Below are 17,255 nucleotides of genomic sequence, written 5' to 3' on the forward strand. Positions count from 1 at the left end.
GTTCGAACGGCGAGCGCCCCTGACGCCCTCCCGGGCGGAGACGGGTACTTTTAGATGGAAGCAACCTCTTAGCTGCCGAGCAGCAGAGGCAGTCTCGATCAGTCCACTGTTGCTTCCACCTCCTGACGTTGGAGGCTACGTTCTCCTGCATCGCTCCCGCTCGGATCATGCCTTCGAGCGCCCGACCGAAGTCCGAAGTTTGCGGCTTGGCACCGCGAAGCGTTGGCCCCGATCTCCTCGGGTGTCTGCGTTGCATTGTTGCGCGCTGACCCATTGTTCACGCTCTCCCATCAACGATGTTCCGCTTTCTCCATTCGGCCGATTGGCAACTCGGCGCCCGATTCGCGCAATTCGGCGCGAAAGGCGCGGTGCTCCGGGCGGCGCGGCTGACGACGCTGCGGCGGGTTCTGGCGTTGGCGCACGAGCACAACGTCGATGCGATGATCATCGCGGGCGACCTCTTCGAGGACAATCAGGTGGACGAAGCGCTGGTGGTGGAAACGGTGGAGCTGTTCGGCGCGTTTCCGTCTGTGCCGATCTTTATTTTGCCGGGAAACCATGACCCGGCCACGGGACCGGACTCGGTGTGGCAACGGAAGCCGTTTCTCCGCGCGCCCGGTCACGTCCATGTGCTGATGCAGGCGGGCATCACTGCACTCGGCGCCGGTGTCCACCTGCTGGCGTCGCCGCTCCACCAGAAGCTCTCGACCGTCGATCCCAGCCTCAAGCTGGTCGAACTCGCCGCGACGCTGCCCGCGGATGCGATCGCGATCGGCGTGACGCACGGTGCGCCGGCGATCGAAGGCAAGCACCAGCCCAACGATTTCCCGATCGCGCTCAACGCCGCCTCGCGCGCCGGCCTCGACTACCTGGCGATCGGGCACTGGCACAACTGGCTCGCCGACACCGACGGCGGCCGGATCGTGATGCCTGGCACGCCCGAGCCGGATCAGTTTGCCAACGAACGCTGCGGGCACGTCGCGCTCGTCGAGATCGCCGGCCACGGCCAGCCGCCGCGCGTACAGCCGCTGCCTGTCAGCACGCTCACGTGGAAAGCGCTCACGCTTGATTTTCTCGCGCCGGAGGCGTCGCGTGCCTCGCTCGACGCGGAACTCGCGCGCCTGCGCCCCGCCGCGGCTCGCACCGTGGTGCGTATCACCCTTGCGGGGACGGCATCCCCCGCCCAGCTGACTGCGGTGCGCGCGACCCTCGACGAGGCGCTCGCGCCGTTCCTCGTCGGGCAGATCGTCGATCGCACGCGCGTCGCGCTCAGCCCCGTCGAACTCGACGCGCTGAAAGTCACGCATCCGATCCTCGCGCAAACGCTCGCTGACCTCGACCGGATCGAGGCGCTGGCGACCGGCGCGACGGTTGCGGCGGGTGAAACGACCACGCCGGCGCTGCCGCCGCTCACGTTGGCGGAAGTGCAGGCGTTGCTCACGCCGTCGAAGATCGAGCTCGCTGCGCTCACGCCCGAATTCTTTTCGCAGCTGCGGCACATGCTGCTGCAGACGCTGCAGGAGGTCGCGTCGTGATTCTACGCGCCATCGAGCTCACGCATGTCGGTCCGTTTCGCGCCACGATGCGGCTCGGTCCCTTTGCCACCGGGTTGAATGTCCTGTGCGCGCCGAATGAAACGGGCAAGTCGACGGCGCTGCGCGCGACCGCCCGCGGCTTGTTCGACAAGCACACCACGCGCGGCGAGGAGCTGAAGGCGTTGCAGCCTGCCGGCACCGATCTCGCGCCGCGCGTCGTCGTGGAATTCGAAACCCGCGCCGGCCGCTTCCGAAGCGAAAAGACGTTTCTGCAGTCGCCGCGCAGCCGCCTGCTCGAGTGGCAGGGCGGCGCGTGGCAGCCGGTGGCTGAGGCCGACGCGGCCGATCTTCGCCTGCAGGACTTGTTGCAGTCATCGCTCCCTGGCCGCGGTGCCACGCGACCGGAGCACTGGGGACTGCTGGGCTTCCTGTGGGCGCGCCAAGGTGAGCCGAGCGACTGGCCCTCACTCGCGGACGAAGGCGTGGGCCGCCAGATTCGCGCGCGGCTCGCGCGCCTGGAACTTGATCCCGTGGTGGAAAAACTCAGCGCGCGATTGGCGACGATGGCGGACAGCATCGTCACGGCCACCGGTCAGGCCCGCGCCGGCGGACCGTTGCGGCAGGCGGACGACGATCTCACCGCAATCGAGGCCGAACTCGGGGTGTTGCGGGCCACGCGGGCCGAACTCGACGCGTTGCACCAGCGTTTTCAACAGGCAGTGAGCAGCGTGACTCAGTTGGAAAAGGAACACGCCGAACGCGCGGTGGCCGTGAAGCAGCTCAACGAGCAGACGCTTGCGGCGGAGCGGCTGCGCGGCGAACTCGAGACGCGCCAAGTGGAGTTCACGGCCGCCCAGCAGCGGCTCACGGCGATCGCCGCCGACGTCACGACCCTCGGCCTGCGGCAGAGCGAACGTCTCCAGACCCGCAGCACGCTCGAGCAGGCCACGGCCGCCGTGCAGACAGCGGAGGCCCGGCTTGCGGCGCTGCGCGAACAACTTGATCGGCAGCACGCGGCCCGGCCGCAACTCGAGGCGCGGGTCGCCGAGGTGCGCGCCGCCCTGCAGCGCACGCAGGGATTGCTCCGTCTCCGACAACTCCATGCGAGCGCCGGCACGCTGGCGCAGCAGACGCTCCGCGCAGAAGCTGCTGGAGCCGAGGTCGAACGTCTCGCGGCGTTGAAGGCGAAACTCCCCGCCGTCACGCCTGCGCACCTTCGGCGAATCGAGGAAGTCACGGAACTCGTCCGCACCCAGCAGGCACAGGTTCAGGCGCTGGGCGTCACGGTGGAGCTGACGCCCGAACGGGAGACATCCGCCACGATTCACGAGGGCGCGACGCCGGCGTCGGTGCCACTGCCGGCGGGCCGCGCCACGCGCCTGCAGCGTCCGCAATCGCTCGATCTCACGCTCGCCGGTTGGGGTCGCGTCACGCTTCGTTCCGGCGCGAAGGAGGCGCAGGCGCTGTTGCACGAGCTGACGGCCTCGGAAGCGGCGTTGCGCGCGGCGCTGCAGGAGGCCGGCGTCGTCTCGCTCGAGGCGGGGCGGGAGGCGTCCGCCCGTCGCAAGGAGCTGGATACACAGCTGCGAGCGGCCGAGACCGCGCTGAGCGAACCGCTGGGCGAACACAAGACGCTCGCGGCCCTGCGGACCGCGGCGGCGCACGCCGCGCATCGCGCGGAGCCGTTGCGTGCGTCGCTGCAGCCGACCGCGACGGAGCAGGAATTCACCGCCACGGCGCTTGAAAGCGACGAGGCCCAGCACGTCGCGGCGCTGCCGGCGGCCGAGCGCGCGCTGGTCGCGATCGATCAGGCGCTGGCGGCACTGCGCCAGGAGGAGCGGCGGGCGGTGGAGCAGGTGCAACGCACCGGGACTGCCGCCGGCGAGCAACGCGCGCGTCTGGGCACGCTCGAAAGCCAGGTGGCGGATCTGCTGGCGCGGTATCCGGAAGGGATGGACGCATCGAAGACGCGCGCGCAGGTGGAATTCACGCAGGCGGAGGCGCGGGTCGCGGTCACGAAGGCGGGCCTCCCGCCGGAATTCGAGCGGCTGCCGGAGCGGAACAAGCGGGCCGTGACGGCGCTGCAGCAACTCGCCGACGCCCTGCAATCAAAGCGGGCCGAGCGGGATGGCGCGCGCGGCGCGCTCGAGACGCTGGGCGGGCAGGGACTTTATTCGCGCGAGACTGCGCTCGAGGAGCGGAAGGTCGAGGCCACGCTGCGACGCGACGCCGCCCGCGCCAAGGGTTGGGCGGCACGCCTCGCGCGCGACCTGATCGAGCATCGCAAGCAGGCCGCCACGAAGGCCGTCCTCACGCCGCTCGAACAGCGGCTCACGCTTGCGTTTGCTGAACTGACGGGTGACCGCAGCCGCGAGGTGTTTCTCGATGACCAGCTCCAGATTGCCGGCATCGGACGCGCCCGCGACGCGAGCCATGCGTTCGATGTGTTGTCACAGGGTGCAAGGGAGCAGTTGCTGCTGTGCCTGCGGATCGCGGTTGCGCAGGAACTCGCGGTCGACGAGCCGCAGGTGCTGATTCTCGATGACGTGCTGGTGAACACCGACGCCCTGCGCCAGGAGCGCGTGCTCGACGTGCTCACGGCGCTCGCGCCAAATCTCCAGGTGATCGTCCTCACGTGCCACGACGATCGCTATCGCGGCGTGGGGCACGCGGTGAAGTTTGAGAGAGTTGAGGGTTGAGAGCTGAGGGTTGAGAGAAAAGCGGTGCGATAGCGCGGCGTTACAGTCGACCGCTCCGCAGTTGGTTGATGATCTCTCAACTCTCAGCTCTCAACCCTCAACCCCGCGCGCCGCGCGGCTCAGCCCTGCGTGAACTTCGGCAGCTGCACGATTTTGCCGCCGGCGAGCGCGGATTCGTGGGCGCAGAGGCCGACACAGGTCCAGTTCGCGGACTTCACGGCGTTCGGATACGGGTCGCGGTCCTCGACGAGCGCGGTGAGGAACTCGTGGGCGAGATGCGGATGCGAGCCGCCGTGGCCTGCGCCCTGCGTGAAGCTGAGGTGCGTCTTCTTCCCGAGGTCGTAGACGCCCTTGGTGGTGAACTTCTGGATACCCTTGGGCAGGCGCTTCGCGTAATCGGGCACCTGGATTTTCTTCGGAATCTTGTGCTCGGGCAGCTTCGCGGTGTGGAGCACGTGCGGCTCGTGCTCGATGAGCGTCCACTCGAAGGACTTCTTCGTGCCGTACACATCGATGCTCTCGCGGTACTGGCGTGCAACGTCGAAGAGGGAACGAATGATGCGCGCGGTGAGATCCGAATCCTTGAACTTGATGTGCGCGGTCTCGACGGCGAACGGCGACCCGTAGTGCTTGACCAACTCAGGGCGGACCGTGCCGGAGCCGAAGCAGGAAACGTATTCCGCGACGGCGTCGGTGAGCGCCAGCATGGGACCGACGCAGTGCGTCGCGTACCACATCGGCGGCAGGCCGGGCCAGTAGTTCGGCCAGCCGTCCATGTCCTGCTGGTGACTCGCCTGCAGGAACTGGATTTTGCCCAGCTCGCCCTTGTCGTAGAGTTCCTTGATGTAGAGATATTCCCGGGCGTACACGACCGTCTCCATCATCATGTACTTCAGGCCGGTCTTCTGCGTGAGCTCGACGATCTTTTTGCAGTCGGCGATCGAGGTCGCCATCGGCACGGTGCACGCAACGTGTTTGCCGGCCTTGAGCGCCTTGATCGATTGCGCGGCGTGATCGGGAATCGGCGTGTTGATGTGCACGGCGTCGATTTCCGGATCGCGCAGCAGTTCATCGTAGTCGGTGTAGCCTTTCGGAATGCCGAAGGCGTCCTGAATCGACTTCATCTTCTTCGGGTCGCGCTGACAGACCGCGATGAGATTGGCGTTGGGATGGCCCTGGTAGATCGGAATGAATTCGGCGCCGAAACCGAGGCCGATGATGGCGATGTTGATTTTTTTGGACATGGAGGCTGAGCAGTGGAGGGGTGAGAGTTGAGCGATGAGAGTTCAAGCCAGGCTGAGAAGCCGCGGCTCCGACTATTTCAGAGTGAGCAGGAAGGCTTCGATGTCGGAGAGTTCCTGCGGGCTGAAGATGTCGGCCATGGGCGGCATCGGTGAGATCTTGAACTGCTCGTAGCCCTTCGCGATGGCCTTGCTCGGCTCGAGGAGGCTCTCGCGGATGTAAGCGGGCGTGGCCCGGCTCGCTATGCCGTCGAGCGCGGGACCGACGGTGCTGCCCTGGCCCTTGAGCGCGTGACACAGCACGCAGGCCGCGGGATGCTTGAGGAAGAGCTGTTCACCACGCTTGGGATCGGCGGCGATCAGCTTGGTGGTGTCGTCGATGACGATCAGCTCCGTGAGGCGCACATCGTCGAAATATGCATCGCCACGGGCGACGTGCAGCACGTTGACGCTCGCGGTGGTGAGCGCGCCGCTGTTGAACTCGACTTCAACCTCGGTCCAGTCGCTGTCGCGGCGGCGGAGGATTTCGGTTTCGATGCGCGGCCCGTGGATGTTGAGACTCGCGCGGCCGGAAAACGCGTGGGTCTTCACCCAGCCGGCGAGACGGTACTGCGTGTTCGGCTTGAGCGGGACGTCGGCGTGGAGACTCGTGTCGGCGTCGGCGCGCGTGATGACGCGCAGCGCCTGTTTCCCGCCGTGGAAATCCTTTTCGCCGTCCACGATCTTCCACTCGGCGGTGGCGTTGCCCTCGCGGGTCCCGTAATCGCGGCGTTTCCAGCCCTCGGGGAGACCGTTGCTGCCGATCGTTTCGAAGCCGGAATTCGGCAGCAGGTTCGGGCCTTCGCGGAAGAGCGAGGCGCCGTGCAGCTTCGCTAGCAGCCGGGATGCTTCGCGCAGCCATTCGTCCTTCTGGTTGGCGGGATTGCGGACGAGGCTGACGACGACGGATTTGATTTGGGGCGTGGCGGGAAACTCCGCGAGCTTCACGAGGGCGGCGAGGCGCGTGAGCGGATCGGGATCACTCACGACGGCTGAGGCGAAGAACAACGCCACGGCGGCCGCATCGCGACCGAGCGCGCGGGTCGCGTTGCGCCGCACCGCGGCGTCGGCGTGGAGGAGGCCGATGCGTTGCGTGGCGTCGTCGAGTTGGCCGAGTCCATGGAGGGACCACAGGGCGTGAATTGCCTTGATCGGATCGCTGCCGGCGACCGCTTGCTTCAGCGCGGGGGCGGCGTCGGTGCGCTTGCCCTCGACGAGCAGACGCTGGGCGGTGAGCCGCCAGAATTGCGTGGCGTCACCGAGGGCGGCGACGAGTTGCGCGGTGCTCGCGCCCTTGAGCGACGTGATCGTGGCGGGTTTGGCCTGATCCCAGACGACGCGGTAAACGCGGCCGCGGGCGTGGTCGCGCAGGGGATTTTCGTGCGCTCCACCGACGCCCGTCTTGGCGGCGTAGCCACCGCGATCAGGATTCGGCGTGGGGTTGTGCTGAATGATGTAGTTCTGCCAGTCGGCGAACCACACGGCGCCGTCGGGGCCGACCTCGGCGAAGACGGGTGACATCCATTCATCGCTGCTCGCGACGAGATTGAAGCCGTCCTTGGCCACGTAGCCCGCGCCGTCGCGCTGCACGTCGAAGAGCGCGATGTTCTTCATCGTCGGTTCGCAGATCATGGCCCGACCCTGGAGGCGGGCGGGCAGGCGGTCCGAGTAGATGAAAGCGCTGCCGGCCGCGGCGGTGTAGCCGCCCATGACGTCGACCTGGCGAAAGTTCGGCGTGATCGTGTGCGTCTTGTCCTCGGTGTTGATGCGCTTGGCCGTCATCGCGCGCGTGCCCTTGGGTGCCATCGTTGCGGGAATGCCGCCGAAGAAAATCGGCGCGTTGTTCGCGGTGCCGCCGAACTGATCGCCAAACGCGTTGGCGCTGTGTCCCCAGGTGTTGTTGGTGAACTGGTGGAGAAATTCGAGGGCGGAGCCGTCGGCCTTGAAACGATACGTGCCCTGCGCGAACTGCTTTTCCTCGCCGCCGACGGTGCCGCGGAAGCCGGAGTAGCCGACCGCGCCGTAGAGCCAGTTGTCGTAGCCGTAGTGAAGATTGTTGGCCTGCGCGTGGGTGTCGTTGATGCCCCAGCCGGTCATGATCTCGGTGCGGACATCGGCCTTGTCGTCGCCGTTGGTGTCCTTGAGAAACAGGAAACGCGGCGACTGCGCGACGACGATGCCGCCGTTGGCGAAGACAAAGCCCGTCGGAATGTTCAGATGATCGGCGAAGACGGTGAACTTGTCGGCGCGGCCGTCGCCGTTGGTGTCCTCGCAAATCTTGATGCTGTCGTTGCCCATGCCATCGGGCTTCACGTCGTGCGGATAGTCACGTGTCTCGGCGATCCACAGCCGGCCGCGTTCGTCCCACGCCATGAAGATCGGTTTGGAGATGTCGGGCTCGGCGGCGAACAACTCAAGGCGAAGATCGGGTGCGACCTGGGTGCGCTCCGTGCTGCCCTTCACGCTGAACGGATGCTGCAGAGTGATCGGTTGCGGCCGCTTTTCGTAGTTGGCGATCGTCGGCTTGGCCTCGCGGGTTTCCGGGTCGCGTTGGGCGAGAAACTTTTCCCAGGCGGATACCCGATCCGGGCCGGCGGCGGCGAGGAGCTGGGGTTTGGCGGTGAGCGCGAAGGCGTCGGAGGCCGCGTTGCCGAGGGCAGCCGCTTGCAGGATTTTTTTCGCGGGGACGTTGGCGAGAAACGGAAAGTCGGCGGCCGGGGCGTCGAGGACCACGACGTCGAATTTCGCCACGAACGCAGGCGTGGCGTCCTTCGGGTTCGAAAGATAGTCGAACCAGATCGCATCGCGCCCGAGGTCGCGCATCAACGCGTGGGCGTTCATGCGGGGCGTGCGATCTTCGGTGCCGAGGTAGAGCACGCGAATCGGAGTGGCGGCGCAACGGAGCGCGAGCGGGAATAACAGGCAGAGCAACAGGGTGAGGCGCATGGAGGGAAAAAGTTTTGGGGCCGGGCGTCAGCGGGCGGGCGGCTTACGGTTTCGGCAGGGGGACTTGTTGGGTGGTTTTCAGATAGGCGAGGAGGTCGCGAACTTCCTCGGTGGTGAGGGTTTTGAGGAGGCCTTCGGGCATCATCGAGATCGCGGATTTCTCGCGGGAGAGGATTTCCGATTTTGCGATCACCGTATCCTGGCCGATGAGACGAAGCGTCAGCTGCTGGGCGTCCTCGGCGGCGGCATTGCCCGCGAGCGTGCGACCGTCGCGCGTGGTGACGGTGACGAGTTGATAGCTCTCCTGCATGACTTCGCTCGGGTTGATGATCTCGGTCAGGATGTAATCGAGATTGGCGCGGTTGGAGCCGGTGAGATCAGGGCCGATGTTGCCGCCGGTGCCATAGAGCGTGTGACACGTGCTGCAGGTGCGCTCGAACAGGGCGCGACCGTTGGGAACGTTGGCGCGGGCGAATTCGGCGTCGGTGAGGAGTTGCTTGAATTTCGCGATGTCGGCCTGCTTGTCCTCGGCGGGCTGCGCGACCGGTCCCCAGAAGTCGACGAACGCCGGCCCGAGCACGCGCTGGAGCTGGCGCGCGGCAAAAGCGGTGACGTCGCGTTTCGGAATGGTGTTCTGCCGAAGGGCGGCGAAGAGCGCCCGCGCCGTGGTCTGCCGGCCCGCGAGCGTGAGGATGGCCTCGGCTTTGTCGGCGGCGGTGAAGGCGGAATAGCGGGCGAGGAGCTGCTGGGCCACGCGCGGATCGTCGAAGGCCGCGAGCGCGCGGATGGCGTCGCGCCGGAGCGGCGCTTCGTCGAGCAGCGCGAGCGTCGCGGGCAGGGCTTCAACGTAGACGTCGCGGGCGAAACTGCGGAGAATCTCGCGGCGGCGTTCGACCGGCGCGGCCTGATCCCGGAGGATCGCAAGCTGGGCGGCGGACGCCTTCGCGTCGCCGAGCAACTGACTGACTTGCGTGACCAGCGTGCCGATCGCGGCATCACCCGTGGCGAGAAGGGCGGCGCTGGCCGCGCTCCAGTTTTCCGGCGCGCTGGCTTTGCGGCGGCCGAGTGACGTGAGACCGTCCCGTAGGCCTTCCAGCAACGCGAGGCGCGCGGCGAGCGTCGTGGTGGTCGTCAGCGTGCGGGCGACGGCTTCAATCTGCTGGGCGGCGACCGCGCGACGCACGGTCCATTGCGTGAGCTGCGGAATGGCGCTGCCGGCGGCGAGGGCGAGCGCGCGCGCGGTGTCGGTGGGCACGAGCGGCTCGACGCCCGACCAAATCAGCTTGGGGATATTATGATCGGAGGAATCGCCGGCGTGCGTGACGAGGCCTTGCGCGATTGTCCAGCGCTCGGTGAGCGGGATTCGTTGCAAAACCGAGGCGAGCGCGAGCCGCACCACCGGCGACGGATCCGCGGGCGCCATGGCGGCGAATTTCTTCAAGGCCTCAGCACCGACCGAACGATCTTCGCCAAGCAGTTGAATGGCCCAGCTCCGAATGGTCGGCTCGGCGTGGTCGAGCAGCGGCAGCAGGCGGTCGACCGGAAGCTGCTTCGTGACATGAAGCGCCCAGAGCGCGCGGAGTTTTTGCGCGGCGGTCTGCGATTGGGCAAACAACTCCCAGAGGCGGGGCGGCACCGCGGGCGAGAGGCGCCCCTCGGCGGCGCGCTGTTGCAGGATGACGCGGGCGCGGCGACCGTACCAGTCGTTGCGGTGATTCAGCAGCGCGACGAGCTCGAGATCGGATTGGACGGTGAGGTTGAGGCCTGATTTGCCGGCGAGGCCCTTGGGTGCTAGTCGATAGATGCGGCCAGTCTCTTTTTCCGTGAGGGAGTTGCCGCAGATGTCGCCGTCGTGCCAGTCGAGCACGTAGACGGCGCCGTCGGGGCCGATCTCCATGCTGAAGCCGACCCAGGCGGCGTCGTTGGCGAGGAGCGTATCATCTCCGTGGTGACCGACGAAACCGGAGCCCTTGGGCTCGAGGATGTCGGTGAGCACGGCGTGCTCGTGGATGTTGGCCATGAAGATCCGATCGCGGTACTCGCGGGGAAATTCGTCGGCCAGGTAGATGCGCGCGCCGCCGTGCGCCGAGCGGTGGCGGTGGTCGGCGATGGTTTTGATGTCGTCGTAGATGTACGGGTTGATGTGTCGGCCGCCCTGCCGGTGATAGATGCCGCCGGGGATCACGTGCCAGAGATGCGGGATCACGCAGGCGGTGATGAACATCTGGCCGTGGTCGTCGAAATCCAGGCCCCACGGATTGCTGAAACCGTGCGCCACGATCTCGAAGCGGTCCTTGGTGGGATGATAACGCCACACGCCGCCGTCGATATACTGACCGTCGATAACGGGGATTTTTTCCGGGAACGCCTCTCCCCGCTTGAACAATTTTCCGCCGTCGGCGGGTTTACCGACGGTCGAGCGCGTGGCGTATCCCTGGCAGCCGTACAGCCACCCGTCGGGACCCCAGTTGAGGCTGTTGAGTGTTTCGTGCCGATCCTGGATGCCCCAGCCGGTGAGGCGAATCTCGATCGCGGCATCGGCCCGATCGTCGTGATTCTTGTCCGGCACGAAGAGCAGATTCGGCGGGGCGCCGAGCCAGAGCCCGTCGAAGCCGACGGCGATGGCGGCGGGAAACGGGATGCCTTCGGCGAAGACCTTGCGCGTGTCGAATTTCCCGTCGCCGTCGGTGTCCTCGAGAATGACGATCCGGCTGTCGCCCTGATTGGCGAAGCCGGTCTTGCGCGTTTCGTAGTCGCGATTCTCGGCGACCCACATGCGGCCGCGGTCGTCCCAGCAGAACGCCATCGGCTGCGTGATCATGGGCTCGGCGGCGGCGAGTTTCACCTCGAAGCCGGCAGGCACGGTCATCTGGGCGGCGGCCTGTTCGCCGGTGAGAAACGTCGCCTTCATCCCTTCGGCCTTGGCGAGGCCCCAGAGCACGGTGTCGTTGTTCTGGCCGGTGTAGGCCTTCCACGACTCGGTGAGCGCGAGGTCGTTCAGCGCGCCGGTGTAAACGACCAGTTGGTGGCGGACCGTCTCGGACTGGCCCCGGGTGATGGACCAGTCGCCGGCGATGGCGCGACTCGGCCCGATGCCCATCTGGCCGTCGACGCGCCACGGCAGCGGGTAACCGGAATTCTTCGGATGATCGAAGACGGCGATGTGCGCCTGGTCGGTGCGGCCCTCGAGCTTGAGGCCGACGTCGACCCAGAGCGCGCGCTGGCCGGTGGCGCGCTGGTCGCGCTGGCGGTTGCTGTTGACCACGCCGCCCTCCATCCCGGCGCGCCAGGGCATGCGGACGAAGAGCCCGCCGTAGTCGTACTTCGCGACCGTGAGATCGATGAGACCTTCGCCCTTCCATTCGAGATCGAGCAGGTAGCGGTCGCCGCTGTCGCGCATCGTCCAGACCTGCGTCTCGGCCATGATCGCGCGGCCGGCGTCATCAAGGAGATGATACACCGTGGACCACTTCACTTCACTGCCCTGCGTGATGATCGGTTCGCTTGCGACGCGACGCCAGTAGCCGTTGCCGGGATTGTGGAAGTAGTCGCGGCCGTTGACGCGGGTGAGTCCCCAATAGAGGCCGGTCTGGTGCAGATGATGGCTCGGGCTGAACTCGGTGAGCACGCTCTTCCCGTCGGGTGCGACGATCGGGTGGAGATAGGGGCGGAAGTCGGGGCGAGCGTTCTGCGTGAGGATTGGCTCTGGGACGTTGTCGCGATAAACCGAGATCGTATGCGCGGCCGTGTCCTGGCGGAGCGTCAGCCGGGCCGCCTGAGCCGTGGGCAGAAAGCCGGACGCAAGCAGGGCGCAACAGGAGCGAAGGAGGGAAGGCTTCATGGAGACAGATTCCGAAAGAGGTTTCGTTGCGTCGAAAGTCGAAGGTGCTGTGACAGAACCGGCGTTGGCTTCAACCCCCTGGGCGCAGGACGCGCGCTCCACGCGGGTTCATTTCGCCGCCTTCTTGGCCTTGCCGGGCGGCGGGGTGTATTCGGGGCGGGCGGGATCATGCCGGGGGTTGGGCGTGGGCATTTGCGCGCCGAACTCCTGGCGCCACGCGTGCAGGCGCGCGCGGAGTTCAGCGACTTTTTGCGGCTGGGCGGCGGCGAGGTCGCGGGATTCGCCGATGTCCTCGCGGACGTTGTAGAGCTCGCTGTGCATGTCGTTGAAAAACTCGACGAGCTTGAAATCGCCCGCGCGAATCGCGCCGTAGGGCATCGTGCCGCCGAGTTGGTAGTGCTGGTGGTGCGGATAGTGCCAGAACAGCGTGTCACGCGTCGGCTTCGCGCCGCCCCGCAGCAAGGAGGCGAGGCTGACGCCGTCGACCGCGGTGCGCGCGGCGCTGGCGGGCAGACCGGCCAGTTCCACGAGCGTGGGGAAAAGATCCATCGTGATCACGGGCGCGTCGGAAACCGTCCCGGCGGTCGTCACGCGCGGCGCGAAAACGATCAGCGGCACGCGGACGCCGCCCTCGTACGCGGAGGCTTTGCCGAAGCGCAACGGTGCGTTGCTGGTTGTGCCCTGGGTGATGCGGCCGCCGTTGTCGGAGGTGAACACGATGATCGTGCGCTCCGTGAGGTTGAGTTCGGCGAGCTTGGCGCGGACGCGACCGACGGCGGTGTCGAGCCCCTCGGTGAGCGCGGCATAATCGGGGTTCTTGTGGGTGAGCGTGGCGGCTCCCTTGGCCGCGATTTTCTTCCGGTACTTTTCCGTGAGGTCGCGGCGGCCCTGAATGGGCGTGTGCACGGCAAAGTGCGGAAGGTAGAGGAAGAACGGCTGGTCCTTCGAACGCTCGATGAACTTCACCGCTTCGTCGGCGAGTCGATCCGTCACATGTTCGCCGTCCTTGCCCTCGGGAGTGAGCGTGGGGATTTTCCACGGCGCGTAGTACGTCGGTGGTTGGGCTTTGTCGGTGCCGGCGATGTTGACGTCGAAACCGTGGGCTTCCGGATAGGACTCCTGGGTGCCGACCTTGGCGAGGTGCCATTTGCCGATGCTGGCGGTGGTGTAGCCGGCAGCCTTGAACACCTTGGCGAGTGTCGTCTCCTCCAGCGCCAGAAACTTCGTCCAGTCCGGCACGAGCAGCTTGGGATTGTCGGGCATTGCGCCCGGAATCCAGTCGGTCACGTGCAGGCGCGCGGGATATTTGCCGGTGAGCAGCGCGGCGCGGGTCGGCGAGCAGACCGTGCAGGCGGAATAGTTCTGAGTGAACTTCATGCCGTCACGGGCGAGCTGGTCGAGCGCGGGCGTCTCGTGAAGGTCGCTGCCGAAGCAGGCGAGATCGGTCCAACCGAGATCGTCGGCCAGGATGAGGACGACGTTGGGTTTCGCCGGCGCGGCGGCGGTGGCGCGCGGGGTAAACGCGAGCACGAGGAGGGCCGCCAGGAAGCAGGGGACTTTCATTACGGGGCGGAATGGACTGCTTTCACGCGGGGGGCGGAGGCAGGGACTGGCGAAGCCGTGCGGACAGGGATTTTCAGGCGGTTGGACGGTGGACGCCCGGCGGGTGAGCCGGGCGCAAGGGGAGAAAAGGGTGGTCGGAGAATAGCAGACGCGACCCGGCGAACTCCATGAGAGTTCACGCCATTGAAATGAGTTTATTCACCGCCGACCACCCGAAGGATGGCGGCACCCGGCGAGTGCGAGGTTGATTTTTTGCGCGGCCAGCAAAAGGTCGGGCGGTGATCGTCAAAAAGCGTGAGCCGGTTCCGCCGCGACGACGCCAAGTGGCGTTGTTGATCGAGACGTCGAATGCCTATGCGCGCATGCTGTTGCTCGGCGTGGTGCACTACATCCGCGAGCACCGGCCCTGGTCGTTTCATCTGATGGAGCAGGGGCGCGGCGACGATCCGCCGTTGTGGCTGAAGGGGTGGAAGGGGGACGGCATCATTGCGCGCATTGAAACTCCACGGATCGCCCAGGCGGTGGTGGAAACCGGTCTGCCGGCGGTGGATTTGAGTGCGGCGCGCCTGGTGCCGGTGCTGCCGTGGGTGGAAACGAATGACGACGAAATCGCCCAGCTGGCGGTGGAGCACCTGCTGGAACGCGGGTTCAAGCGCTTCGCGTACTGCGGGGACGCGCGGTTCAACTGGTCGCGTTGGCGGGAAGATCACTTTGTCGCGCGGCTGCGGGCGGCGGGTCACGCATGCGACGTGTTTCGACCGGACGTGGTGCCCGGCGATGTGGCGGCGGAGGCGCGGGCCTTGCTGCGCTGGCTGAAGGAGCTGCCGCGGCCGGTGGGAATCATGGCGGCCTACGACATCCGGGGGCAGCAGGTGCTCGATGCGTGCCGGGCTGCGGGACTGGCCGTGCCCGACGAAGTGGCGGTCATCGGGGTGGATAACGACGCGTTGCTCTGCGAACTGGCGTCGCCGCCGCTCTCGAGCGTGATCCCGAATGCCCACCGCGCCGGGTATGAGGCGGCGGCCTTGCTCGACCGCTTGATGGCGGGCAAACGCGTGCCGGCCACGGCGCACCTGATTGCCCCGCTGGGGATTGAGGCGCGGCAGTCCACCGACGTCCTGGCGGTCGACGACCGGGAGGTCGCGCGGGCGGTGCAATACATCCGCGAACACGCGTGCGACGGCATCAATGTCAGCGACGTGTTGCGCGCGGTGCCGTTGTCCCGCCGCGTGTTGGAACAGCGTTTTCAACGGCTGCTCGGACACACCCCGCGCGAGGAGATTCTGCAAGTCCGGCTCGGCCGCGTGAAGCAGCTCCTGGCCGAGACTGATCTGCCGCTTTACCTGATCGCCGAGCGCACTGGCTTCGAGCACGTCGAGTACCTGAGCGTGTTGTTCAAACGGGAGACCGGGCGGACGCCGAGCGCGTTTCGGGCGGGCGCGCAAGGCTAGGGCTTTCGTCGTCGAGGCGCCGCACTGACGCCGGTCGATCCGGGAGCGCCGGCGTCCCGCCTGTTTCGATCCGATGCCGGCCGGAGGCCGGCGCTCCCGGGTCGGCGGGCCTGCGTTGAGACGATCCGTTTGCCCGTCGGACCGGTTCGGCGCGCTTTTTGCCATGGTAGACTTTACGAGTCACCGGTTCGGTGTATGGTCTCCGCCACCATGAAGCGTAGACACTCGTTCAACGTGTGCTGGTTGTTCGCGCTCGGCGTGGCGGCAGCGGCCGGAGGATGTTCGTCGTCGCAGATGAACCGCATCGATCGCAATCGTGATATTTACGAGACGTGGCCCATCGAAACCCGCCAGGCCGTGCTCGACGGCAAAGTCGAAGCGGGAATGAATACCGACATGGTGCGGGTCGCGTGGGGCAATCCCACGGAGATCACGACGTCGCCTGCGGGCGATGAAATCTGGGTGTATTCGAAAGGTGGCGACCCGGGCAACGTGTACTATCCGGGTGGCACGATGGGATCCGGAGGAATGGGCGTGGGCGGCAGCGGCATCGGCATGGGCGGCTCGGGCATTGGTATTTCCACCGGACGCGGCGGCACCTCGATTGGCACGTCGACTGGCATCGGCATCGGCGGCAGCGTCGGCGGAATTGGCGTCGGCAGCACCGGCATCGGTGGCGTCGGCGGCATGGGAGGCCTCGGCGGGATGGGCGGTCCGATTGTGACGCGCCCCACTCCGCCGGATATTCGCGAAGTGGTGTTCCGCGGCGGCGTGGTGGTACGCGCGGACAAGCCCTAGCGCGGAACGCGCGCAGGTGAAAGGTGAAGGTTGAAAGTTGAAAGACCGGGCCCCGCGAGCGCACGAGCAGGTGTTTGATGGAGAATCTACCTGACGTGGGCCCTGTGTTCATTCCGGCCCACCTCTCCGAAACGGTTGAAGTCTTTCAACTTTCAACCTTCACCTTTCAACTCCCCACGGGCCTGCGGCGCAGTTACTGCCCGATCTTTTTATAATCGAGCACCGAGTGACTGATGTAGCCGGCGGTGAGCGCGGCGCGATCAGTGAGCGGTTCAGGCGGGGATAAATCGTCGCCGAGACGGAAGATCAACCGATGCGTGCCGTCATCGCCGGCGGGACTGAAGAGCCCGGGCACCACGACGCGGGCTGGGACGGTGCGGCGCACTTCAGTTTCCACCCGGCAGGGCAGCGGGAAGTTCACGTTATGCACGATGAAGCTGCGGGGCAGCGTCGAGGCTGCGAGTTCCGGCGCCAACCTGGCGGCGTGTTGCGCAGAGACTTTCAGGGTCGCGTGCAACGCGGGTGACGGCACGTCGCCCGAGGCCTTGAGGTTGTCGTAGACTTCGGCGGTGAGATCCTGGGAAAACGCGATCGCCGGCAACCCGTGCAGCGCGCCTTCCCATGCGCCGGCAATCGTGCCGCTCGCGATGATGAAACCGAGCGAGGCGTTGAGCCCGACGTTGATTCCGCTGATGACCGCATCGATCTCGAGCGTCCGCGGCAGCAGGTGGCCGACCGCGATGTTCACGCCGTCGCTCGGGGTGCCGTCGACGATCCAGGTCGGGCAGCCGAGGCCGCGATCGGCGGCGGTGGCGTGGACGGGCCGGTTGCGCGATTTGGCCGCTCCCACCCAGCTCTGTTCGCACTTTGGCGCCACCACGTAGAGCTCGTGCCCGGCGGCCCGCAGCGCGTGCACGAGTTCGTGCAGGAAGACGCTCTCGATGCCGTCGTCGTTGGTGACCAGGAAACGCATGCGTCTATGGGCGCAAACCCGGGCGAGGGGCGCAAAGGAATTTTGTGCGCGAGAGTGCGGACGGGTCTACCACGGAAAATCGAACCGGGCAGTAATACCAATCGCTCCTTGCTTTTGGACTTCTGGATCGATCGTGGCCACTCGCTGGCGCTCGTAGGCACGGCTAAAG

Annotated in this window: 9 protein-coding genes; 4 read left to right on the forward strand and 5 right to left on the reverse strand. The window is 66.5% G+C overall.

The genetic code is table 11. The annotated features are described in order from the left end of the window. Positions 1-296: 296 nt before the first annotated feature. Both ACLJEU_RS04575 and ACLJEU_RS04580 read left to right on the forward strand, forming a co-directional pair. Positions 297-1,535, forward strand: coding sequence for a metallophosphoesterase family protein (locus tag ACLJEU_RS04575; RefSeq protein WP_414660746.1), 1,239 nt, complete (start codon positions 297-299; stop codon positions 1,533-1,535). After that, a complete protein-coding gene (locus ACLJEU_RS04580) occupies positions 1,532-4,234 on the forward strand; it encodes an AAA family ATPase (protein ID WP_414660745.1) in 2,703 nt (900 codons plus the stop codon). The genes ACLJEU_RS04575 and ACLJEU_RS04580 overlap by 4 nt, the downstream gene beginning before the upstream one ends. Before the next feature lie 119 nt (positions 4,235-4,353). On the opposite strand, the gene ACLJEU_RS04585 is transcribed toward ACLJEU_RS04580, so the two are convergent. The 4 genes from ACLJEU_RS04585 to ACLJEU_RS04600 form a co-directional block, all read right to left on the reverse strand. Further along, complete coding sequence (locus ACLJEU_RS04585) at positions 4,354-5,478, reverse strand: Gfo/Idh/MocA family protein (RefSeq protein WP_414660744.1); 1,125 nt, start codon at positions 5,476-5,478, stop codon at positions 4,354-4,356. 72 nt (positions 5,479-5,550) lie between these two features. After that, a complete protein-coding gene (locus tag ACLJEU_RS04590; protein WP_414660743.1) occupies positions 5,551-8,460 on the reverse strand; it encodes a PVC-type heme-binding CxxCH protein in 2,910 nt (969 codons plus the stop codon). 43 nt (positions 8,461-8,503) lie between these two features. Beyond that, positions 8,504-12,301: a PVC-type heme-binding CxxCH protein gene (locus ACLJEU_RS04595; protein WP_414660742.1), complete on the reverse strand. Its 3,798-nt coding sequence runs from the start codon at positions 12,299-12,301 to the stop codon at positions 8,504-8,506. A 108-nt stretch (positions 12,302-12,409) separates the two neighbouring features. Continuing rightward, positions 12,410-13,864: a sulfatase gene (locus tag ACLJEU_RS04600; RefSeq protein ID WP_414660741.1), complete on the reverse strand. Its 1,455-nt coding sequence runs from the start codon at positions 13,862-13,864 to the stop codon at positions 12,410-12,412. 362 nt (positions 13,865-14,226) lie between these two features. Here ACLJEU_RS04600 and ACLJEU_RS04605 point away from each other — a divergent pair, with 362 nt between their 5' ends. Both ACLJEU_RS04605 and ACLJEU_RS04610 read left to right on the forward strand, forming a co-directional pair. Next, positions 14,227-15,315, forward strand: a complete 1,089-nt coding sequence (locus ACLJEU_RS04605) for a XylR family transcriptional regulator (RefSeq protein ID WP_414661068.1) — start codon at positions 14,227-14,229, stop codon at positions 15,313-15,315. Positions 15,316-15,525: 210 nt separating this feature from the next. Further along, the gene (locus ACLJEU_RS04610) at positions 15,526-16,113 is read left to right on the forward strand and encodes a hypothetical protein (RefSeq protein WP_414660740.1); all 588 of its coding nucleotides are present in this window, start codon (positions 15,526-15,528) and stop codon (positions 16,111-16,113) included. A 193-nt stretch (positions 16,114-16,306) separates the two neighbouring features. Here ACLJEU_RS04610 and surE read toward each other — a convergent pair whose 3' ends face one another. Further along, positions 16,307-17,086 (reverse strand): 5'/3'-nucleotidase SurE, encoded by a 780-nt coding sequence (surE, locus tag ACLJEU_RS04615; protein ID WP_414660739.1) that lies wholly within the window; start codon positions 17,084-17,086, stop codon positions 16,307-16,309. Positions 17,087-17,255 lie beyond the last annotated feature (169 nt).

This window comes from Terrisphaera buseokensis (genome assembly GCF_047521145.2).
Lineage (GTDB): Bacteria > Verrucomicrobiota > Verrucomicrobiia > Opitutales > Opitutaceae > ER46.